Consider the following 23498-nt stretch of genomic DNA (forward strand, 5'->3'; position numbering starts at 1 on the left):
CCTGCTTTTTTTATTATTGAACAGCGTCAAATTTATTTACTTTCCACTGTGAACCAGATTTATAGAATGTGACAGTGCGTTTTACGCTGCCTCCATCTACAGTTGGAACTGTGAATTCATAAGAGCGAACTGTTGCTGTTTGATACACAAGTTTTGTTTTTGCTTTTGACCATTCTAACATGCTGAATCCGTCGCCGATTGGGTGTGCAAGTTTGCCGTTATATGTGATATAGCCGTAATTTGTTAGTCCTTTTTCTACTGCACTATTTGTAAATGTTTCAGATAAGTAGCTTGATAGCTCAGCTTTTGTATCAAATTCAGGGCAAAGGTACACGTACTCAGTTCCTTTATATTCAAATGTACGTTCTGTACATGGTTTGTTTTTATAACCGTGCAGAGCACTCCAGAAATGATTGCTGGCACTAGCTGCAATTTTGACAGCATTTGCATCCGTTAGTGTTGTAGATGTTGTTTGTGCTGTAACTCCAGTGCTTAGTGTAAAGAAAATAGCGATTGATGATAAAACTAGTCCAATTTTTTTCATTTCTAACTCACTCCTAATTAATTAACCTTATTTATGTAACGATTATGTGTTTTATATTTCTTTTGTTACATTTATATTACAATAAATCTGTAATAAAAGAAAGTGTTTTGTCTTTTTTCCTTAAATTTTTTTAGATTTTTACTAGTTTCTGAAGTAGATATAATAAATAAATTGCGAATAAATGTTGATTTACCAGGGCTTTTAAATCGATTTTTCTATTTTTCATTCGTTTTGTTACAAACAATCTTTTTGTAACAAAACTGTAATAAAAGAAGCTGAATACTTTTACGATACAGAAAAATAAAGATAAAACGGTGAAAAAGAGATTCCAAAAGTTTATTTTCCTTTTTTTGGGCATATTTCTTTTGCGGTTTTGAGCTTTTTAGTAGAGTAGATTAAGAGGAGGCGAAATCATGAAAGCCATTATACATAGTGAGAAAAGCGGGATAGCAGGCATGAATTACAGAGATTTTCAGGAGATGCCCCCTGAAAGAGGAGAAGTAAAAGTAAGGTTAAAAACAGCAGGTTTAAACCGGAGAGATTTATTTGTTATGAATAATCGAGGCAAAGGAGATAAGCCGTTTATTCCCGGTTCAGACGGTGCAGGTATTATAGAAGAAGTGGGAGAAGGGGTAAAAGGTTTAAAAACTGGAATAGAAGTGATCATTAATCCAAGTCTGGAGTGGGATCGTATAGAGGACATTCCGTTTACGCCTAAAATTTTAGGTGGTCCATCGAATGGAACGTTTGCAGAGTATGTAATCATAAAAGCGGATAATGTTGTGCAAAAGCCGCCTTATCTATCTTGGAAACAAGCGGGAGTTCTTTCATTATCGGCTTTAACTGCGTATAGAGCTCTCTTTACAAAAGGGCAGTTAAAAAAAGGAGAACATCTGCTTATTCCTGGTATAGGGAGCGGAGTCGCGACTTATGGCTTGTTATTCGCAAAAGCTATCGGAGCTGACGTAACGGTTACTTCTAGAAGTGATGAAAAAAGAAAGCAAGCCCTAAAGTATGGAGCTGATTGTGCATTAGACAGTGGAAGTAACCTAACAGAAGAAATCAACGATAGAAAAGTAGATATCATACTTGATAGTGTAGGCGCAACTTTATTTCCGTCTTATTTTGAAATATTAAAGCCAAATGGAAGAATTGTTAATTTCGGGGCGAGTTCTGGAAATGAAGTTGAATTGCCTCTAAGAACCATTTTTTATCCTCAATTCAATATACTTGGTACGTCTATGGGAAGTCAGGAAGAATTTGTGGACATGATGGATTTTATAGAGAAACATCAAATTAAACCAATCGTCGATAGATTTTATCCGTTGTCTGAGGCAGTTGCAGCTTGCGAACGATTAGATAAAGGAAAACAATTTGGCAATATAGGTTTACTTATTTCAGAATAAAAAGATCCCCAGCGCTAACTGGGGACCTTTTTATATAATCAAACGTTTGTTTAAATGAAAAAAACAAGGTAATAACAGGATTTTTAGCAGTTTTGTATCATAACCACCAAGCTAACAAAAAGGTGACAAATCCCCCTAGTATCAAAAATCCCATGCTGTATTTGAGCGTGTATTTGAACAGTTCACCTTCTTTTCCGGCTAAACCTACTGCTCCAGCAGCGACAGCAATTGATTGAGGAGAAAGCATTTTAGCCATCACGCCGCCGGCAGTATTAGCCGCTACAAGAATAATTGGCAAGACATTAATTTGCTGTGCTGTAGTTAGCTGCAAGTTGCCGAACAGCGCATTATTCGATACGACAGACCCCGTTAGAAATACGCCAATCCAGCCAAGAAATGGAGATAAAAATGGAAAATAAGCAGCTGATGTAGCGAGTGCCAATCCAAGTGTAGAAGACTGTCCTGAATAATTTGAAATAAAAGCAAAAGCAATAACCATCATTATCGTCATAATAGGTCTTGATAGTTCTTTTACGGTTTCCAAAAGAGTAGTCCATGCCACCTTTGGCGATACGTTAAGCAAGAAAACTGAAAGGATACAAGCGATAAGAATTGCTGTACCTGTTGCTGCAAATACGTCTATTTTTAAGACAGCAGCATAAGGCGTAGGATCCTTTACTAAAGGAGCTGCTTTAATTACATGATTGTGTAAAAATGGGACGTTAATAAGCAGGTTCATATGTTCAAGCATCGTTTTGACAAAAGAAACGCTCCAAGCCGTAACGAGTATCGTTAATAGAATAAAAGGAGACCAAGCCTTTAAAATTTGTTTTGGTGACAGGCTGAAGCTTTTAGCTGCTGCCGGGCTTGTTCGTTTAATATAAAAAGCAAGAGCAAGCAAACTCACAATAGAAGATGTGATGTTTGGAAGTTCAGGGCCGATGTATGTAACAGTTAAGTACTGCGTCAGTGCATAGGAAATGGCTGTGATGCTCGTTGCTTTCCATACGTCTTTTAATCCTTTTATTCCATCCATAATAAAGACAAGTAAAAAAGGGATAAGAAAAGAAATAATCGGAAGCTGTGTGCCAAGAAAATGAGCAATTTCTTTTGGATCAATGCCAGATACTTGTCCTGCGACAATGACAGGAATCCCCATGGCGCCAAACGCTCCTGAAGCTGTATTAGCAATTAAACATAGCGCAGCTGCTTTTAACGGTTTGAATCCAAGCCCAACTAGAAGCGCTGCTGTAATGGCAATTGGAGCTCCAAATCCCGCTGCTCCTTCCAAAAAAGCATTAAAGGAAAAAGCAACAAGCAGCATTTGCAAGCGGGGGTCATCGGTTATTGAAATAATAGATTGTCTAATGGTAGTAAACTGTCCGCTTTTGACAGTTAGCTTGTATAAGAACACCGCGCCGATAATAATATAGCTGATGGGCCAAAGTGCATACAGAAACCCATAGCCTGTGGCTCCTAAGACCATTGAGGCAGGCATATCATAAAAATAAATAGCAATAATCATAGAAAGAAGTACCGTAATACTGGCAGCAATGTGTCCTTTTAATTTCAAAAGAGTTAAAGCAATAAAGAAAAAGATGATGGGGATGAGTGCAATTAGTGCAGAAAGCCAAATGTTATTTAACGGATTATATACCTGAGTCCACGTCATATTCATACACCTCTACTACATATTTAAAACAAGGGAGCGGGGGAGTCCCCCGCAAAAATCTTTTGATGTTACACAAAAGCTCTGTCGCGAGTTTGCTTAAGAATGCTAGCAGAGTGCTCGAGCTGCTGCTGTTCGTGAGGAGTTAAATTCAATTCAATAATTTGGCGCACGCCGTTTTTATTAATAATGGCTGGTACGCCTATATACACATCAGAAATACCATATTGTCCTTCTAATAAAGCAGATACCGTTAAAATAGAATTTTCATCATCTAAAATAGCCTTGGTGATGCGTACAAGTCCCATCGCAATTCCGTAATAAGTCGCTCCTTTTCGATTAATAATATGGTAAGCCGCATCGCGGGTTTGTTCGAATAGATGCTGCATATCCGGCTCTTTTTCAATAGCGGCAGTATTAATAAAATGTTCGAGCTTCACACCGCCAATTTGCGCATGGCTCCACACAGGAAATTCCGTATCTCCGTGTTCGCCCATAATATAAGCGTGAACGTTGCGAGAATCTACTTCGAAATAGTCGCTCAGCAAGTAGCGGAAGCGAGCTGTGTCAAGAATCGTTCCTGAACCAATTACCCGTTCGTTTGGTAACCCTGATACTTTTTGTGTAACGTGTGCAAGAATATCCACTGGATTTGTTGCGACTAAAATGATGCCGTCAAATCCGCTGTTCATAATATCTTTTACAATGCATTCAAAAATTTTAACGTTTTTTTCAACTAGATCTAAGCGCGTTTCCCCTGGAGCTTGATTAGCGCCCGCTGTAATAACTACTAAATCAGCGTCAGCACAGTCTTTATAATCTCCAGCCCAGATTTTCATTGGTGTGGCAAATGGCATTCCATGATTGATATCGCGTGCTTCGCCTTCTGCTTTTTCTTTGTTCATATCGATTAACACTAATTCATTGGCAATACCTTGATTCACCATTGAAAAAGCGTAGCTTGAGCCAACAAAACCAGTTCCGATAACGGCAACTTTTCGTGTTTTTGGTGTGAATTGTGTTTTCATTTGTATCATCCTTTGAATTTTATTTTGTGATGTATTTCACAATGTTAGTGTAACAAGAATAGATACCCTCGGCTGTGATAAAAATCACACCCTTTAAAAAATAGTAAACAATTTTACAGGGCAATTTTAAAAAAAGGTCCTTCTACATGAAGTGCCACATTCAGAAAGATCTTAAACGTTTAAAGTGTTGAGTAAAGGCAACTTGTTTTGCAGAAAGCTAAAGAGTTTAACGTTCTCTATTTGTATGTTAACAGCCAATAATGTTTCTATAGACCCACACGAAATCCATTTGTTACACTAAGTTTGCTTATTTTGAATAAAGGAGTTGAAGGGATGGAGAACTACTATGAGCAAGCCCAAAAAGGCGCTTGGGTTAGTATCTTATCATATATCTTTTTATCAGCATGTAAACTTACTATTGCAGGTGTCACCGCTTCCTCTGCATTAAAAGCCGACGGTCTTAATAATGTCACAGATATTATTGCATCAATTGCCGTCTTAATCGGTTTAAAAATCTCTAAAAAACCTCGCGATAATGATCATCCTTACGGACATTCCAGAGCGGAACATATCTCTTCACTTATTGCTTCTTTTATCATGATGGTCATCGGACTAGAAGTATTGGTCGATGCGGGTCAGTCATTATTTATGGATAAATCTGAAGCGCCTAATTTACTGGCTGCTTGGGTAGGTCTTGGAGCCGCTGCCGTTATGGGTGGTGTCTACCGATATAATATTAAGCTTGCTAAAAAACTTGATAGCCAGTCTTTATATGCGGTTGCTAAAGATAATTTGTCTGATGCACTTGTGAGCATAGGGGCTGTTGTGGGAATTTTCGGCTCACAATTCGGCCTGCCCTGGCTGGACGTGGTAGCTGCTTTTGCTGTGGGGATTATTATTTGTAAAACAGCCATCGAGATTTTTAAAGAAGCGGCTCATTCTTTAACGGACGGATTTGATGAAGAAAAGTTAGGGCACTACAAAGAAAGCATTGGGCTTGTAAAAGGGGTAAAAGAAGTAGAAGATGTGAAAGCGCGCAAGCTTGGTAATCAAGTCGTGATTGATGTAACGGTTAAAGTAGATCCTCATTTAAATGTTATTAAAAGCCATGAAATTGCTGATCAAATTGAACATATGATGAACGATGAGCATCAGATTAAAGATACGCTTGTTCATATTGAACCTGATGCATACGAAAAGCAAAAATAAAACCAGCACGTTCTTTCGCTATGAAAGGATGCGCTGGTTTTATTTTGCGGGAATTTGAAATAAATCACAAAAACTTCTTCAAAAATGAAAATAAAAAGCCGTTATTAGTAATATAAAGATTTTTGTAGAAGGGTGAGGGAATGAAGAGGTTGAGTGCAAAGCTCGTAGTATTTTTTAGTATTTTTATAGCTAGTTTATTATTAGTTGTTTCAGGGGCTGTTTATCAATTTACCAAAACACAGATAGAAAAAGATGTAGAAGTTCAGTCTCAAAGTCAAGTGAAAGAGCTAAAAGAAACGATTCATACGTACTTAGACATGTATAGTCGTTCTTTGCTGACGTACAGTGAGAACGATGTAATCGTTAATTTTGTTAAGCAGGAAGGAAATGGAACAAATCAAGAGAAAAATCCTTATTTTACATGGAATACAGTTCAAAAAGAGTTTACACAGTTTAAAGAAAAGTATCCTAATTTAGTACTTGAATACATAGGTACAAAAAATAAAGGAATGTATTCTGTTCCTAAGCAAGAGTACGGATCAGGTTATGACCCGACTTCAAGAGTTTGGTACAAACAAGCAGTGGCATCACCTGATCAATTAATTTATACGGATCCATATGAGGATGCAGCAACAAAAAAGACGGTCGTGACGATTGCAAAGGCTATTTTAGATCCAGCTACTAAAAATGTGCTGGGCGTTATAGCTACTGATTTAGACTTAGATGCATTAAAAAACATTGTAGGCAAAGCAGAAGTAAATCACGGTGGGTATGCATTTTTATTTGATCAAAATGGCACAGCGCTCGTTCATCCAACAGAAGCTGGAAAAAATTTAATGAATCAGCCATTTATGAAAAAAATGTACGAAGCAGACCGGAATAGAGATTTCATGAAGTATACCTTTCAAGGTGAAGAGAGAGTCATGGCATATGATACTCTCGAAGGAACGAATTGGAAGATAGGAAATGCCTTTATTTATAATGAAATGCTCTCAAGCGCTCATCATTTACTGACTGTTATTGTCTGGATTGCGTTAATTGGCATCTTATTATCAGTGGTGTTAACCATCTTTTTCTCAAGAATCATTACAAATCCAATTCGCCGCTTGAAAAATGAAGTAGCCAAAGTAACAGCTGGCGATTTAACAGTTCAGGTGAAGACGAAGTCAAAAGATGAAATTGGTGAGCTTACTCATTTATTTAACGACATGGTAGCTAAAATGAAAACATTGATTGGCACGGTTCAGACGTCTGTTGAGACAGTAAAAACGTCCGTTGAAGACTTGAGTGCTGTATCTGAAGAAGCAACTGCATCCAGTGAAGAAATTGGCCGGGCTATCCATGAAATTGCCAGCGGCGCCACGCAGCAGGCTTCTGATGCTGACTCTACTAATCACAAAACGATGAGTTTATCTTCGCAAATTGAAGAAGTCATTGAACAAAATGCCCAGATTAATAAAATGACGATTGAAGCTGTAACCATCAATGAAAAAGGTTTAAAACAAATGCAGCTGCTTCGCAACCAAACCACTGAATCGTCTCAAACGATTCACGCTGTTCAAACTGTAATGGAAGAATTAACAAGTAAGATGAAAGAAATTGAATCTATTATTTTCACGATTAATAGTATTTCAGATCAGACAAATTTGCTTGCACTAAATGCTAGTATTGAAGCAGCACGTGCAGGAGAACATGGCAAAGGATTTGCGGTAGTAGCTGAAGAGGTGCGAAAGCTTGCTGAACAGTCCTCTCAGGCCACTGAACAAGTTCGCCATACGATTGCAGCGATTCAAGGGGAAGTCGCAGCTGCGCGTGAAGAATGCAACCGTACAGAAGAGCTTTCAAAGTCTCAAGATTTTGTGGTAGGAGATACAGAACAAGCTTTTCATGAAATTGCAACCACGATTGAACAAGTGGCGGCGGCTGTCGAACATGTGACAAGCAGCATGGACAGTATTGATGAGCATAAGGAAGACGTGGTAGCGGCCATTCAAAGCATAGCAGCTATTGCACAGCAATCAGCTGCGGGAACTGAAGAAATTACGGCTTCTACAGAAGAACAAATTAGAGCTATTTCTACTGTTTCTCAATCGGCTGAACATTTGCAAGAGATTAGTGAAGAATTGGCGAACTTGATTCGTCAATTTAAAATTAAATAAAAAAGAGCGCCAATAACATATTGGCGCTCTTTTTTATTTAATAGGAAAACAAGTTGCTATACGGTAAAAAAACCTGCTGATCTGGAGGTGCAACAGCTGACACGCGCTGATGAGTAAATGGATGTATAAAAGAAAGCTTAATGGCGTGTAAAGCTTGCTGCTGTTCTTTCAATTTCTTTCCTCCATAAAGCGTATCACCAAGTAATGGATGGCCAATGTGACTCATATGAACACGAATTTGGTGAGTGCGTCCGGTCTCTAGCGAAAGTTCAATAAGCGTTTCATTTTTTGCCGTATTACGCTTCAACACCCGATAAGATGTTTTGGCAGCTTGTCCCGTTCTAGATACTCTTCTTCTCGTAGCGTGATGACGATCGCGTCCAATAGGTTCATTAACGATTCCTTCTTCTTTTTTTATGATTCCTTGGACGAGGGCAATATAAGTACGATTAATTTTACGTTCAGCGAGCAGCTGATCAAATACAGAGCTTGCTACAAAGTGCTTCGTGAATAAGATAGCACCCGATGTATCACGATCTAAACGGTGAACGTGTCTAGGCTTTGTTTTAAGGCCAATTTTTTGAAAATAAGCAGCTACAGCATTTAAAAGAGTTTTTTGATCTTGCTCTAATGAAGGGTGAGTATCTAGGTTTATTGGTTTATTTACGATTAGTACGTGCTCATCTTCAAACAAAATCTCAATCTCAACATTGTAAGGTGTTATTTCATTAAGCTCCGCTTCAAAAAAAGGAAGTGACACTGTATCATTTTCCTGAAGCGTGTTTCTCCATGGTAAAGGTTCACCGTTTAGAAGCACATTTTTATTCATCCGAAACTGATGCAGCGTTTTTTTGGGAATACGCCATTTTGTTTTTAAATAATCTTCAATCGTTTGACCTGCATCATTTTTGCCGATTTTATCTTCTAGCCATTGGCCGTGTATATTCATATTTGATCCCTTCCTTACATACTAGTAAATATCATTTGATCTTTAAAAAGAACTTGTAAATAATTAGGAGGAAATAACTACCTGAAGTTCTCGTTTTATGTTTATGTTATGCTAAATAAAGAGACATAAGTTAAGAGAAAAAAAGGGGGGGTAACCATGAAAATTGCCCAAGCAGCTCCGCCAGAAATGGAGAAATACATAGAAGAGTTGACTGAACAGCTTTGCTATGATTTGTTACCTCGGTATGTATCCGTAGATAAGCTTAATCCTGATGAATTATTAAATCCAGATTATTGTACAGACCATTTATATAATGGCTTACTCGATGAAGCATTGCAAGTCATTAGTAGCCTTCAGACAATAATTGCCGTGATTGAAGCAATTCAACATCGGCCGATTGAAGAAAGCGACTGCGAGCAATTCGAAAAAAATATTGCAATTTTAAAAAAATACGGGTTCTTATTTCCTGTTGCTATTGAATGTTTTGCAAAAGAAAACAATTTGATTACTTATTCGTATGAATCGTTTTATAATTCATACATAAATTGAAAGAAAAAAAGCATGATTATCCCATGCTTTTTTCTTTTTTTAATGAATTTCGGCTTTCAATTGGATAAAAAAAGAACTTGTGATATCGTTAAATTCGGATAAAGTTCTTATAGAAACATGAAATCAAATACTATTGCTTTTCATATAACAAATAAATTTCCAGATGTATAATGGACTGTAAATTATGTAAATCATACTAAATAATGTTATGATTAGACAGGTCGTATAAACGGAAGCATTTATCTTTCATAAGATTACAAAACGTTTCAATCTTATTACATATGTTTAAAATTAGCCTAAATGGTTTCTTTTTACGTCTATATCATATACAATGCCCCCTAGATGATTTTTTCGAATAGCTAATAATCGTTTGGGATTATGAAAGGAGATTAATCATGAAAAAACTGATGTATACATTGCTCATTGGGTTAATTGCTGCAGCTTTAACAGCATGCGGTTCAAACGATGATGCAAAGCAATCAAAGAGTGATGATCAAAAAACTGCACAAACTGAGCAGCAAAAAGAGGCTCAGAAGAAGCAGGAAAAACAAGCAAAAGAAATGCAGAAAAAATTAGAGAAACAAAAAGTAGATGAAAAGAAAACCGTAGCGGTTGTAAACGGTAAAAAAGTTTCTGGTGAAGAATATAATGCAGCTCTTGCTACATCACAAAATCAGTACCAACAAATGGGACAAGACCCAACTTCTAAGGAAGCAGCTAAACAAGTAAAGCAACAAACCATTGACAATTTAGTGGGTCAAACGCTGCTATTACAAGAAGCTGAAAACAAAGGCTATAAAGCAACTGATGAAGAAGTAAATAAAAAGTTCAAAGAAACGAAAAAGCAGTTCAAGACAGATAAACAGTTTAAAGCGGCTTTAAAAGATGCAGGATTAACTCAATCACAATTAAAGTCTGAACTGGCTGACAGCATTAAATATCAGCAGTACGTAGATAAAGATATCCAAACACCTGAAGTAACAGATAAAGAAATTCAAGATTATTACGATCAATTTGCAAAGCAAAGCCAAAGTCAAGCCAGCGGCGGTAAAGAACAATCTCAAATGCCAAAGCTTGAAGACGTAAAGCCTCAAATTAAGCAGCAGCTTGAACAACAAAAGAAACAAGAAGCATTAGAGAAAAAAGTTGAAGAACTTAAGAAAAATGCAAAAGTTGAAGTGAAGCTTTAAATACAAACGAAACGGCCCTTTAAAGGGCCGTTTTTATTATGTACATTTATTGCTTCTTGTCAGTAAAAAGGAGTGTGTGAAAGATTTTATTGTATTTTGACTTATAAGGTAAAAAGTGTTCTGACGGTTTGCCTTTCATCCTATACTTTTCTTATATAGATATAAGAGAAATTGGGGGAGTCGATAAATGAAAAAGGTGGCTGTTTTTTTTGTTGGGCTTGTTTTTTTACTCGCAGGGATGGGTCTGACAGGCAAGGCTTCTGCGGCGTCAAATCAACTTATTATCATTAACAAATCTACTAACACCCTAGCTTTTTATGATGGAGGAAAACTAGTAAGGACGTTCAAAGTTGCGACAGGGAGGCAGATGAGCTATACACCGGAAGGTACCTTTAGCATTGTGAATAAAATTAAAAACCGCCCCTATTATAAAGACAATATTAGGGGAGGAGATCCTAGGAATCCGCTAGGTGATCGCTGGCTAGGATTAAATGCGCGCGGAACATATGGAACGACGTATGCTATTCATGGAAATAATAATCCAAGTTCTATCGGGACCTACGCAAGTTCAGGGTGTATTCGTATGTATGATGAAGAGGTACGCTGGTTATTTGACCACGTTCAAACCGGTACAAAAGTGGTTATTGGTCAATTTCATTCTCAAAGTTTTGATTCAATCGCTGTTAAAAACAAATACAAAATAAGCAGTACTCCAGTTGCCCAGAATCTTTGTAAAACGAAAAAGCTCTCAAAAGGCCAAATTGGCTTTGTAACGATTCAATCACCGATGGTTTTGTTAAAAGAAGAAAAAGGAAAATGGGTAAAGATTCGTACGTTAAATCGCGGTGAACGCTATAATGTATATAAAATAGACGGCATTAAAGTCTCTTTAGGACCAGGATTTATTGAAAATTACCCCAATAAAAAAACATCTATAAAATTAGATATATGCAAATAAAAAATGAGGCTGGGACAAAAGGATTTTAGCCTAAGTGAAAAACGAACCACTGATCAACATGTTTGATTCGTGGTTCGTTTTTTTATTATGGTGAACGCAGGTTTCATCTGTTTCGTTCTTTCTAGCAGTTGGTGGGAGGGCAAGGCGAAGACTCCTGCGGGGAAAGCGTACGCGACGAGGAGGCTCATCGGCCGCCCGTGGAAAGCGAAGTCTTGCACGGAAATCAACAGCGTTGTCACAATCTAAAGACGAGCTAATGTATCCATTTGTTCGTCTTTAGATTGGATTTATTTTGTTATGTCTCAACCTCATTTTTTGAATTTTTAATAATGTTTATTATAATAAAAAACAGGGAAACTAATTGCCTAATGAAGAGAGAGAAAGGGTTGTTTTAACGTATGTCTACAATAGATTTATCAAAATTCGAGAAAAAAATGATTATTCGTAACATCAAACCGGACGATATAGATGAAATTTTAGCACTTCAAAAGCTATCATTCCCCGGAATGGATCCGTGGAAAAAAGAACAGCTTGAAAGTCATCTGGCCATTTTTCCAGAAGGACAAATATGTGCAGAGTACGACGGGGAAATTATCGGATCTTGTTCAAGCTTGATTGTGAACTTTGATGAGTACGATGATCAGCATACGTGGGACGATATTACAGACGAAGGATACATTACAAATCATAACCCGGAAGGCTACAATCTGTATGGAATTGAAGTAATGGTTCATCCAAAGTATCGCGGCATGAAAATAGGACGCCGCTTATATGAAGCACGTAAAGATTTAGCACGTGAATTGAACCTGAAAAGTATCATCATCGGAGGAAGAATTCCTAATTACCATAAGCATTCAGCTGAAATGTCGCCTAGAGAGTATGTAGAGCAAGTGATTCATCATAAAATTTATGATCCAGTCCTATCTTTTCAGCTAATGAACGGATTTACGCTTATGCGTATAAACCCTGGTTATCTTCCTGATGACCTAGCTTCTAATAAGTATGCAACGTTGATGGAATGGAACAACGTAGATTACGTTCGCCGCTCAAAACGCCATTTTAAAACATCATTCCCAGTGCGTATTTGTGTTGTTCAGTATATGATGAAACAGATCAATTCATTTGAAGAGTTTGCAACACAGGTAGAATATTATACAGATGTTGCTTATGATGCAAAAGCTGACTTCTGCGTATTCCCGGAAATTTTCACAACTCAGCTAATGTCTTTCTTGAATGAAAAGATTCCAAGCAAAGCGGTTCAGCGCGTAGCAGAATATACTGAAGAGTACATTGAGCTGTTTACTAACTTAGCGGTTAAATATAACGTAAATATTATTGGAGGATCTCACTTCGTCGAAGAAGATAATGGAGATATCTTCAACATTGCCTATCTATTCCGCCGAGATGGAACAATTGAAAAGCAGTACAAAGTGCACATTACACCTAATGAAAGAAAGTGGTGGGGAATTAGCCCAGGAGATAAAGTTGAAGTGTTTGATACAGATTGCGGTAAAATTGCGATCCAAATTTGCTATGACATTGAATTTCCGGAGCTTGCTCGTATTGCTACAGATAAAGGTGCAAATATTATTTTTACACCATTCTGTACGGAAGACCGCCAAGGCTATCTGCGCGTAAGATACTGCTCTCAGGCCCGTGCGATTGAAAACCAAATTTATACGGTTATCGCAGGTACAGTTGGAAACCTGCCTGAAACAGAAAACATGGATATTCAGTACGCTCAGTCTGCTATTTTTGCACCATCTGACTTTGAATTTGCACGAGACGGTATTGTAGGAGAATGTAATCCTAATATTGAAATGGTGGTTATTGGAGATGTAGATTTAGAAATTCTTCGTCGCCAGCGCCAATCAGGAACGGTTCGTCAATTAAAAGATCGACGCCATGATGTTTACAATATTAAATATAAAAAATAACGTATTTTCTAAAAACATCATGCAAATGCATGGTGTTTTTTATTTCAACTTTTGCCATAATAAAAACTATTACAATGAATTTTGTGTACTAACCATGGAAAAGAGGGGAAAACATGAGTTTTCATGGACAATCGGTATTACCCGCTGTTCGAGATATGAAGCAATTGGAAAATTTTTTAGCAAGTAATTACGAGTACGGAGTTCTTTTAGACAATCAAGTGGGCATGCTAAAAGGAATTATGAGAGAGGTTCATAAGCATGAAAAGAAGCTAATCATTCATTTAGACTTAATTCATGGCTTAAAGCACGATGAGTATGCGGTTGATTTTTTGTGTCAGGAGTTTAAGCCTGCGGGGATTATTTCGACAAGAACAAACGTCATTTTAAAAGCTAAACAAAGAGGGATCTATGCCATTCAACGGGTCTTTTTATTAGACAGTACGGCTTTGAAGAAAAGCTACGAGTTAATGAAGAAAGTAAAACCCGATTATATTGAGCTTCTTCCTGGAATTGTGCCCACTTTAATCCAAGAAGTCAAAGCTGAAACAGGCATTCCAGTGTTAGCTGGAGGTTTAATACGAACCGAAGAAGAAGTTCGTAATGCTTTGGGAGCCGGGGCTTCTGCTGTTACAACATCAAATAGAGAATTGTGGAGTATTTCAACTTAAAAAAACTGTTTGACAACGCTTTCATCATCTAGTAAACTTCTAGATAAGTTAATAGATGTGAGGGAGAATAGGAGATCCACGGTATAGCCTTTTAATGATTTTATTAGGGGGATGTATTGTGGATTTTCTTGTTTTCTTATCATTTTAATTGTTTTCATACAAAGGGGAGGTTATTTATATGCAAGCATTCTTAGGAGAAATAATTGGAACAATGATTTTAATTATCCTTGGCGCTGGTGTATGTGCGGGCGTCAATTTAAAAAAATCGTTTGCTGCTAATTCAGGATGGATCGTTATTACAATGGGATGGGGAATGGCAGTAGCGATGGCAGCATATGCGGTTGGTAATATGAGTGGGGCACATTTAAACCCAGCGTTAACTGTAGCGCTTGCTATTACAGGTGATTTTCCGTGGTCACAAGTACCGATGTACATCTTAGCTCAGTTTATTGGAGCCATTCTTGGCGCAACAGTTGTTTATTTACACTATCTTCCACACTGGAAAGAAACAAAAGATGCTGGTACAAAATTAGGCGTATTCGCAACGGGACCAGCAATTGCTAACCCATTTGCAAACGTTTTAAGTGAGGCAATTGGAACGTTTGTATTAGTGGTAGGAATCTTAGCAATTGGAGCAAATAAATTTACAGATGGATTAAATCCTTTAGTAGTAGGATTTTTAATCGTAAGTATTGGTTTATCATTAGGAGGAACAACAGGTTATGCCATCAACCCTGCTCGTGATTTAGGACCTCGTATTGCTCATGCTATCTTGCCGATACCTGGCAAAGGCAGCTCGAACTGGAAATACGCTTGGGTGCCAGTAGTGGGTCCTTTAGTAGGCGGATCAATTGGCGCAGTATTTTATCAAGCGGCATTCTTAAATAAAATGTCTAGCAGCTTATGGATTGTTTTAAGCATTACGGTGATTGTTTTAGCTGTTATCTACGCTGTTTCTAAACAAAAGGCAGCACAAATTCAATCAGCAGTAGTACCAAAAAAATGAATGCGCTTTACCATCTAACTATGTACAATAAAGAAACGACACTATACAGAGAATAGGGGATATTGATATGGAAAAATTTATTTTATCTTTAGACCAAGGAACAACAAGCTCACGAGCAATGTTATTTAATAAAAAAGGTGAAGTTGTACATGTAGCTCAAAAAGAGTTTACACAGTACTTCCCAAAACCAGGTTGGGTAGAGCATAATGCTAGTGAAATTTGGGGTTCTATCCTAGCAGTTATCGCATCTTGTCTATCTGAGTCAGGTGTTCATGCTGATCAAATCGAAGGGATTGGAATTACCAATCAGCGTGAAACAGCAGTAGTATGGGAAAAAGCAACAGGAAAGCCAGTATACAATGCAATCGTATGGCAGTCTCGACAAACGTCTGGTATTTGTGAAGAGTTAAAAGCAAAAGGATTAAACGATACGTTCCGCGACAAAACGGGATTATTAATTGATGCATACTTCTCTGGAACAAAAGTAAAGTGGATTTTAGATAACGTAGAAGGTGCACGAGAAAAAGCAGAAAACGGTGAATTGTTATTCGGAACAATCGATACATGGTTAATTTGGAAGCTATCAGGCGGAAAAGCGCATGTAACGGATTACTCAAACGCATCTCGTACGCTTATGTTCAATATCTATGATTTAAAATGGGATGATGAACTGCTAGATATTTTAGGAGTACCGAGATCCATGCTTCCAGAAGTAAAGCCTTCTTCTGAAGTATACGCTCATACAGTAGATTATCACTTCTTCGGTCAGAGTATTCCAATTGCGGGAGCAGCAGGAGATCAGCAAGCCGCTTTATTTGGACAAGCGTGCTATGAAAAAGGAATGGCGAAGAACACGTATGGAACAGGTTGCTTCATGCTCATGAATACGGGTGAAAAAGCAGTTAAGTCCGATCACGGTTTGTTAACTACATTAGCATGGGGGATTAACGGCAAAGTAGAATATGCGCTTGAAGGCAGTATTTTTGTAGCAGGATCTGCTATTCAGTGGCTTCGCGACGGTTTAAGAATGTTTAAAAATGCGGCTGAAACTGAAAACTATGCAACGCGAGTAGAGTCTACAGACGGCGTATATATTGTGCCAGCTTTCGTAGGACTTGGAACACCTTATTGGGATAGCGATGTACGGGGGGCGATGTTTGGATTGACTCGCGGTACAAAAAAAGAACACTTTATCCGTGCAACGCTTGAATCACTAGCTTATCAAACAAGAGATGTATTAAGCGCAATGGAAGCGGACTCTGGAATTACATTAAAAACATTGCGTGTAGACGGAGGAGCAGTTAAGAATAATTTCTTAATGCAGTTCCAAAGTGATGTGTTAGACGTTCCGGTTGAGCGTCCTCAAGTGAATGAAACAACGGCTCTTGGGGCAGCATATTTAGCAGGTCTAGCGGTCGGATACTGGAAAGATTGCGATGAAATTGCGAAGCAGTGGAATATGGAAAAATCTTTCGAACCAAATATGGAAGAAGAAAAGCGTGAAGAATTATATAGCGGCTGGAAAAAAGCTGTACATGCAACAATGGCTTTTAAGTAATTATTTGATGAAAACCCTTTAATTAAAAGCGCATGTATGATATAATTTACTCAAGTTAATAAATTGGTTGGAGAATCGGAGAGACCACAGATCCATATGTAGGTATACTATATATGTGATTTGTGGTCTCTCTTTTTGTATATTGGAAAATTTTGATATCTTTGAAAAATGAAAGGGGAATGACGTATGTTTTCAAGTCAAACACGTTCGAATAAATTGGTAGACATGACACAAAATCAATACGATTTACTAGTAATTGGTGGGGGAATTACTGGGTCAGGTATTGCACTTGATGCGACTCATCGAGGCATGAAAACAGCATTAGTTGAAATGCAGGATTTCGCAGCAGGAACATCTAGTCGTTCAACAAAGCTTGTTCACGGCGGTCTACGCTATTTAAAACAGTTTGAAGTTAAAATGGTAGCCGAAGTTGGTAAAGAACGTGCCATCGTATATGAAAACGGCCCTCATGTAACGACTCCGGAGTGGATGCTGTTACCTTTCCATACGGGTGGAACATTCGGTAAATTCTCAACTTCAATTGGACTGCGCGTTTATGATTTCTTAGCTGGTGTAAAACGCTCAGAGCGCCGCAAAATGTTTAGCGCAGAAGAAACGCTTAGCCGCGAGCCATTGGTGAAATTTAAAGATTTAAAAGGCGGCGGTTACTATGTTGAATATAAAACAGATGATGCACGTTTAACGATTGAAGTAGCTAAAGAAGCTGCCGCAAGAGGAGCAGACTTAGTCAATTACACAAAAGTGGAAAACTTCATCTACGATAAAGGAAAAGTAGTAGGGGCTGTTGTTCGTGATCAGCTTACGAATAAAGAATATAATATCTATGCAAAAAAAATCGTCAACGCTGCAGGTCCATGGGTGGACACGCTGCGTGAAAAAGATAATTCAAAAAAAGGCAAGCAGCTTCAATTAACAAAAGGAATTCACTTAGTTATTGATCAAGAGCGCTTTCCGTTAAAACAAGCCATTTACTTTGATACACCTGATGGACGTATGGTATTTGCGATTCCGCGTGATGGAAAAACATACGTAGGCACAACAGACACGGTCTATAAAGAAGACGCTAGACATCCGCGTATGACTGTAAAAGACCGTCAATATGTTATTGATGCGATTAACTATATGTTCCCAACGGTTGATATTACAGTAGACGACGTAGAATCAAGCTGGGCGGGTGTTCGTCCACTTATTCACGAACAAGGAAAAGATCCTTCTGAAATTTCGCGTAAAGATGAAATCTGGACATCAGAATCAGGTTTAATCACAATCGCTGGAGGGAAATTAACTGGGTATCGTAAAATGGCTGAAATTGTCGTAAATCGCGTAGCTGAAGATTTTAAAGCAGAAGGACGCGAATTTGAAAGCTGTCAAACTAAACATTTACCGATTTCTGGAGGTAATGTGGGAGGTTCAGGCGGGTTCCCGACGTTTGTAGAGCAAAAAGTCAAAGAAGGCATCAAACTAGGGTTATCACGTGACGCTGCTGAAAAGCTTGTGAAACGCTATGGCTCAAACGTAGATAAAGTATACCGCTATATGATTGAACGTCCGGATCAGCTAAAAAACAGCGACCTTCCAGCTAGTGTATTTTTGCAAATTCAATATGGCATAGAAGAAGAAATGGTTTCAAAACCAGTGGACTTCTTCATTCGACGTACGGGCGCTTTATTCTTTGATATCAACTGGGTAAGAAGCTGGAAAAAACAAGTGATTGCTCATATGGCCGAAGAGTTAAAGTGGACGCCTGAGCAAACAAAAGCTTATACGGATGAATTAGAACAGCACCTTCATGATGCAGTTGTACCAGTAGATGAAAAAGTTAACCGTATGACAGGTATTTCATGATAAAATAAAAAAGTACCTCAAAATTTGTCAATGCAGCCATAATATAATAGCAGGAAGTCAAATTTTGACGAAGAAATATAATATGACTGTTAAAAAAAGAGAAAGACGATTACTCGTTTTTCTCTTTTCATACATATTTACATTTATATAAGGGGGCTTTTTTTTATGAGTTGGAAAGAAACGTATACATCTTGGATTAATCATCCAAATTTAGATCCTGAATTACGTCAAAATTTGGATGCGATCAAAGGTGATGAAAAACAATTAGAAGATAGTTTTTACAAAACATTGGAATTTGGAACAGGCGGAATGCGCGGGGAAATTGGAGCGGGTACAAACCGTATGAATACGTATACAATCCGAAAAGCTTCCGAAGGCTTTGCTGAGTACATTAAACAAGCTGGCGAAGAAGCTATCAAGCAAGGCGTAGTCATTGCGTATGATTCTCGCCACAAATCGCCTGAATTTGCGATGGAAGCAGCAAAAACATTAGCAAGTCACGGAATTAAAACGTATGTATTTGAAGAGCTAAGACCAACACCTGAACTTTCATTTGCAGTGCGTGAGTTAAACGCATTTGGAGGTATTGTTATTACAGCGAGCCACAATCCTCCTGAATATAATGGATACAAAGTATATGGTCCAGACGGTGGTCAGCTGCCGCCAAAAGAAGCTGATGAACTAGTTGGCTTTGTAAATGCTGTGGAAAATGAACTTACATTAGCTGTTCAATCTGAAGCGGAGCTAAAAGAAAAAGGTCTTATTGAAATGATTGGTTCAGCGATTGACGAAGCATACAATGAGAAACTAAAAACGATTTTAATTAACCCAGAGCTAGCTTCTGAAACAGGTAAAGACTTAAAGGTAGTTTTTACACCTCTACATGGTACAGCTAATAAGCCAGTTCGCAACGCGCTTCAATCCATCGGTTACGAAAATGTCACGGTTATTGAAGAACAAGAACTTCCTGATCCGAATTTCTCGACGGTTAAATCTCCGAATCCTGAAGAGCCGGCTGCATTTGAATATGCTGTTCGTAAAGGAAAAGAAATTGATGCAGATATCTTAATCGCAACGGATCCAGATGCAGACCGTTTAGGAATTGCTGTCAAAGATCCAAGCGGCGAATATGCGTTATTAACAGGAAACCAAACGGGTGCTTTATTGCTTCACTATTTGCTTTCTCAAAAGAAAGAAAAAGGCGTGCTGCCTGCTAATGGCGTTGTGTTAAAAACGATTGTAACGTCAGAAATCGGCGCACAAATTGCTCGTTCATTTGGATTGCAAGTTGTTGACACTCTAACAGGTTTTAAATTTATCGGTGAAAAAATTAAGCAATATGAGCAAACGGGCGAGTATACATTCCAATTTGGTTATGAAGAAAGCTACGGCTATTTAATTGGTGACTTTGCACGTGACAAAGACGCTGTACAAGCAGCCATTCTAGCAGTAGAAGCTTGTGCTTATTATAAAAAGCAGGGCATGACTCTGTATGAAGCGCTTCAGCAAGTGTTTACTAAATATGGTTTCTATCGTGAAGGTCTGAAATCTTTAACGCTTAAAGGAAAAGAAGGATCTGAGCAAATTCAGCATATTTTGGCTACATTTAGAAATGAGCCTCCTACTGACATTGCAGGATTAAATGTTTCGGTTGTAGAGGATTATACATTAAGTGAGCGCCAGCATATTAAAGCAGGAAAAGTAGAAGAGATTACATTACCAAAATCAAATGTATTAAAATATATCTTAGAAGACGGTTCTTGGTTCTGCCTTCGTCCGTCTGGTACAGAGCCAAAGGTGAAGTTCTATTTTGGCGTCGTGTCAGAAGATGAAGCAACGAGCATTGCCCATTTAGAAGCTGTACAAACAGCTGTAATGGGTGAAGTGGAGCGTGTACTAGATAAAGTGAAAACGGTATAAAAATAAAGCCTGCTCAAACTTGAGCAGGCTTCTTTTATGATACTTTATTTGATTGCGTATTTGACAAATACGAAGAAGATCGTAGGGCTTTATAAATTCGCGGAGCAAGCATAGCCCCAAGAACAGTGAAAATAAGATCCTTTACCGCAAACCACGACATAATCTTCCAAGCCGCTGCATATGTCATTGCAGGAGCTTCAAGCCAATAATTAACCGCTACATACATATACGTAGTACCAATTAAATAAATAACTGCAATACCAACTAGCGATGAAATTAAAAAGATAGAAAAAGTCGGCTTGCCGCGCATTTCCATAATTTTTCCTGTGATAAATGCAGCGACAATATAAGAAAGCAAAAAGCCGCCGGTGCTTCCAAATAAAATACCGATTCCTGCTTTAAATTGAGCAAATACCGGAGCGCCGGCAACGCCAATTAATACATATACAATCATCGAAATAGAACCCATTCGGCTCCCCAGTAAAAGTCCTGCTAATATAACAAAAAAAGGCTGAAGTGAAAGAGGCACGCCGCCTACTTGTAAAAAAGGTGCCCAAGAAGTAATGTTTGCACCAATAGCCATAAGAGCTGCAAACATACCGGCTAATGTTAAATCTAATGTGCGAAACCTTTTAGTACTCATATATGTTCCTCCCAGTATGTACTGAAATATCTTAGCGTATGTACTGAAGATTGTACGTCGAATTCGTTTTTATGTCAACGATAAAAATAAATGTGTTTACATATTGTTATTTGATGTTTTTTGAAATAAAGTATGCATATTTTTAGTGCAACATAAAAAAATAAAGAAGGGAATTCATCCCTTCTTTGTCCAAGTGTGTGTATCAAAAATACTAGTACAATGATTCTTCCAGAAGCTCCGGGTTGTGCTCCGAATATTCCGTTGCATGATCAATGTAGCGTAGTAAAGAATAGAGCTCTTCTTGAATGATGCGGTAGTTTCGTTCAAAATTGTAGGCGTGCAAAAAATGTTCAATTTTTTTTGAAAGAAAATCGTCGTCTGTTCGAACCATTAAAATTAATAAGTTATCCCATTGTGAACGGTGTGTATAATATAAAGCTCGATCATAATCAATTACATCCATTAATAACGTTCCTCCTTTTGAGGAGTTGAAATTAGTGTATGATATTTGCGGGAATTCTTACGCTGTAAATGTTGGGCAAAAGACCAGTGCATAATTAAAAGAGGTTGTAGTCATTATGTAAGAAGAATAAACGTACAGCACTGGATAAATGATAAGAAGAGCAAAGAATAATACAGCGTAACAGTTATATTACATCCATTATTTAAGACAACTAAATAAAAATCCCCTTTTCTTGAAAAAATAAAGCTTCTTTTTGATGAAAACACATGAATTGACATGTTTGTACATAGATTGAAGTAAGGAGTGAAAGGGGGAGCTGTCGTGAAAGAAGCAGATTATAAGCAATTATACCGTGCGATTGATGAAATTACGGAAATAGCTAGCGGTTTCGGTTTAGATTTTTATCCGATGCGCTATGAAATTTGCCCGGCAGATATTATTTATACGTTTGGTGCATATGGGATGCCAACTCGTTTTTCACATTGGAGCTTTGGAAAACAATTTTACAAAATGAAATTACACTATGATCTTGGATTGAGTAAAATTTATGAATTAGTTATCAATTCAGATCCTTGTTATGCATTTTTATTGGATTCCAATGCGCTTATTCAGAATAAATTAATTGTAGCTCACGTGTTAGCCCACTGTGACTTCTTTAAAAATAACAGCCGTTTTGCCAACACTAAACGGGATATGGTAGAAAGTATGGCAGCGACCGCTGATCGAATTAAAGAATACGAAGTAAAGCACGGTAAGCGTGAAGTAGAAAAGTTTTTGGATGCTGTCTTATCGGTTCAGGAACATATTGATCCGTCTCTTATGCGTGCCAAGCTTTCTTGGAGCATAGATGATGTAGAATCATCAGAAGAAGAAATCATTTCTCCTTATGATGATTTATGGAATTTGGATTATAAAGAAAAGAAAAAACCAAAACCTCCAAAGTCTTTTAAAAAATTTCCGCCTCAGCCTGAAAAAGATATCTTATTATTTATTGAAGAATACAGCCCTTATTTAGAGGATTGGCAGCGGGATATTTTAACGATGATGCGAGAAGAAATGCTTTATTTCTGGCCGCAGCTTGAAACAAAAATTATGAATGAAGGCTGGGCTTCTTTCTGGCATCAGCGCATTATTCGAGAAATGGACTTAACGAGTGATGAAGCGATAGAATTTGCCAAGCTAAATGCAGGGGTTGTGCAGCCGTCTAAGACGGGAATCAATCCATATTATTTAGGATTAAAAATCTTTGAAGACATTGAAGAACGCTACGACAATCCAACAGAAGATATGATTCGCCGGGGCGTGGAGCCTGGGTCAGGAAGAGAGAAGATGTTTGAGGTACGTGAGGTTGAATCAGATATTTCCTTTATCCGCAATTACTTAACAAAAGATTTAGTCATGCGGGAGGATATGTACTTATTCCAAAAACAAGGCAAAGACTATAAAATCGTCGATAAAGAGTGGACAGAAGTTAGAGATCAGCTTGTTAATATGCGCGTAAACGGAGGATTTCCTTACATCACAGTAACCAATGGAGACTATTTAAAAAATGGAGAGCTCTATTTAAAACACTGGTATGAAGGAATCGAATTAGATGTCAAATACTTAGAAAAAGTGGTACCGTACGTTCATCAGCTTTGGGGCCGACCCGTTCACTTAGAAACGGTAATGGAAGGAAAGCCAATCGCCTTTACGTATGATGGAAAAACAGTGCATAGAAAACATTTGTAAAAAAGAAGACCGCTTAAACAGCGGTCTTTTTGTGCTTCTGTAACT

Annotated in this window: 19 protein-coding genes; 13 read left to right on the plus strand and 6 right to left on the minus strand. The window is 37.9% G+C overall.

What is annotated here, in order from left to right:
• Positions 1-13: 13 nt before the first annotated feature.
• Complete coding sequence (locus ACOZIR_RS25310; protein ID WP_045292461.1) at positions 14-544, minus strand: IseA DL-endopeptidase inhibitor family protein; 531 nt, start codon at positions 542-544, stop codon at positions 14-16.
• Between the two features lie 413 nt (positions 545-957).
• On the opposite strand from ACOZIR_RS25310, the gene ACOZIR_RS25315 reads away from it, so the two are divergent.
• Entirely contained in the window at positions 958-1950 is a 993-nt protein-coding gene (locus tag ACOZIR_RS25315) for a zinc-binding dehydrogenase (RefSeq protein ID WP_045292460.1), read from the plus strand.
• Positions 1951-2047: 97 nt separating this feature from the next.
• Here the strand turns inward: ACOZIR_RS25315 and ACOZIR_RS25320 are convergent, their stop codons facing one another.
• Positions 2048-3628 (minus strand): lactate permease LctP family transporter, encoded by a 1581-nt coding sequence (locus ACOZIR_RS25320; RefSeq protein WP_045292459.1) that lies wholly within the window; start codon positions 3626-3628, stop codon positions 2048-2050.
• A gap of 62 nt (positions 3629-3690) precedes the next feature.
• Entirely contained in the window at positions 3691-4647 is a 957-nt protein-coding gene (locus tag ACOZIR_RS25325) for an L-lactate dehydrogenase (RefSeq protein ID WP_013081626.1), read from the minus strand.
• A 333-nt stretch (positions 4648-4980) separates the two neighbouring features.
• Between ACOZIR_RS25325 and ACOZIR_RS25330 the strand changes: the two genes are divergently transcribed.
• Positions 4981-5856 carry a cation diffusion facilitator family transporter gene (locus tag ACOZIR_RS25330; protein ID WP_045292458.1) on the plus strand — a complete coding sequence of 292 codons (876 nt, stop codon included), beginning with the start codon at positions 4981-4983 and terminating at the stop codon, positions 5854-5856.
• A gap of 140 nt (positions 5857-5996) precedes the next feature.
• Positions 5997-8015, plus strand: a complete 2019-nt coding sequence (locus tag ACOZIR_RS25335; RefSeq protein WP_045292457.1) for a methyl-accepting chemotaxis protein — start codon at positions 5997-5999, stop codon at positions 8013-8015.
• A gap of 37 nt (positions 8016-8052) precedes the next feature.
• On the opposite strand, the gene ACOZIR_RS25340 is transcribed toward ACOZIR_RS25335, so the two are convergent.
• Positions 8053-8964, minus strand: a complete 912-nt coding sequence (locus ACOZIR_RS25340) for an RluA family pseudouridine synthase (protein WP_310879095.1) — start codon at positions 8962-8964, stop codon at positions 8053-8055.
• A 156-nt stretch (positions 8965-9120) separates the two neighbouring features.
• On the opposite strand from ACOZIR_RS25340, the gene ACOZIR_RS25345 reads away from it, so the two are divergent.
• The 9 genes from ACOZIR_RS25345 to ACOZIR_RS25385 all read left to right on the plus strand — a co-directional run bounded on the left by ACOZIR_RS25345 (position 9121) and on the right by ACOZIR_RS25385 (position 20616).
• On the plus strand, positions 9121-9513 hold the full coding sequence (locus ACOZIR_RS25345) for a DUF5365 family protein (protein WP_045292455.1): 393 nt from the start codon (positions 9121-9123) through the stop codon (positions 9511-9513).
• 395 nt (positions 9514-9908) lie between these two features.
• Positions 9909-10703, plus strand: a complete 795-nt coding sequence (locus tag ACOZIR_RS25350; RefSeq protein WP_045292454.1) for a SurA N-terminal domain-containing protein — start codon at positions 9909-9911, stop codon at positions 10701-10703.
• Positions 10704-10890: 187 nt separating this feature from the next.
• Positions 10891-11661 carry a L,D-transpeptidase gene (locus ACOZIR_RS25355; protein WP_045292453.1) on the plus strand — a complete coding sequence of 257 codons (771 nt, stop codon included), beginning with the start codon at positions 10891-10893 and terminating at the stop codon, positions 11659-11661.
• A gap of 398 nt (positions 11662-12059) precedes the next feature.
• A complete protein-coding gene (locus tag ACOZIR_RS25360; RefSeq protein WP_013055260.1) occupies positions 12060-13598 on the plus strand; it encodes a carbon-nitrogen hydrolase family protein in 1539 nt (512 codons plus the stop codon).
• A 113-nt stretch (positions 13599-13711) separates the two neighbouring features.
• A complete protein-coding gene (locus ACOZIR_RS25365) occupies positions 13712-14266 on the plus strand; it encodes a glycerol-3-phosphate responsive antiterminator (protein WP_013081633.1) in 555 nt (184 codons plus the stop codon).
• 178 nt (positions 14267-14444) lie between these two features.
• Positions 14445-15272 carry an MIP/aquaporin family protein gene (locus tag ACOZIR_RS25370; protein ID WP_045292452.1) on the plus strand — a complete coding sequence of 276 codons (828 nt, stop codon included), beginning with the start codon at positions 14445-14447 and terminating at the stop codon, positions 15270-15272.
• Positions 15273-15339: 67 nt separating this feature from the next.
• Positions 15340-16830, plus strand: coding sequence for a glycerol kinase GlpK (gene glpK, locus ACOZIR_RS25375; RefSeq protein WP_045292451.1), 1491 nt, complete (start codon positions 15340-15342; stop codon positions 16828-16830).
• A gap of 186 nt (positions 16831-17016) precedes the next feature.
• Positions 17017-18696 carry a glycerol-3-phosphate dehydrogenase/oxidase gene (locus tag ACOZIR_RS25380; RefSeq protein ID WP_421536019.1) on the plus strand — a complete coding sequence of 560 codons (1680 nt, stop codon included), beginning with the start codon at positions 17017-17019 and terminating at the stop codon, positions 18694-18696.
• Between the two features lie 165 nt (positions 18697-18861).
• A complete protein-coding gene (locus tag ACOZIR_RS25385; RefSeq protein WP_045292450.1) occupies positions 18862-20616 on the plus strand; it encodes a phospho-sugar mutase in 1755 nt (584 codons plus the stop codon).
• 34 nt (positions 20617-20650) lie between these two features.
• On the opposite strand, the gene ACOZIR_RS25390 is transcribed toward ACOZIR_RS25385, so the two are convergent.
• A complete protein-coding gene (locus ACOZIR_RS25390; protein ID WP_045292449.1) occupies positions 20651-21259 on the minus strand; it encodes a biotin transporter BioY in 609 nt (202 codons plus the stop codon).
• A 211-nt stretch (positions 21260-21470) separates the two neighbouring features.
• A complete protein-coding gene (locus ACOZIR_RS25395) occupies positions 21471-21722 on the minus strand; it encodes a YhdB family protein (protein ID WP_013055267.1) in 252 nt (83 codons plus the stop codon).
• Between the two features lie 321 nt (positions 21723-22043).
• Here ACOZIR_RS25395 and ACOZIR_RS25400 point away from each other — a divergent pair, with 321 nt between their 5' ends.
• On the plus strand, positions 22044-23453 hold the full coding sequence (locus ACOZIR_RS25400; protein ID WP_045292448.1) for a SpoVR family protein: 1410 nt from the start codon (positions 22044-22046) through the stop codon (positions 23451-23453).
• The last annotated feature ends 45 nt before the right edge of the window (positions 23454-23498 follow it).

The sequence above is a fragment of the Priestia sp. D3YE.R1 genome, from assembly GCF_049199565.1.
Lineage (GTDB): Bacteria > Bacillota > Bacilli > Bacillales > Bacillaceae_H > Priestia > Priestia aryabhattai.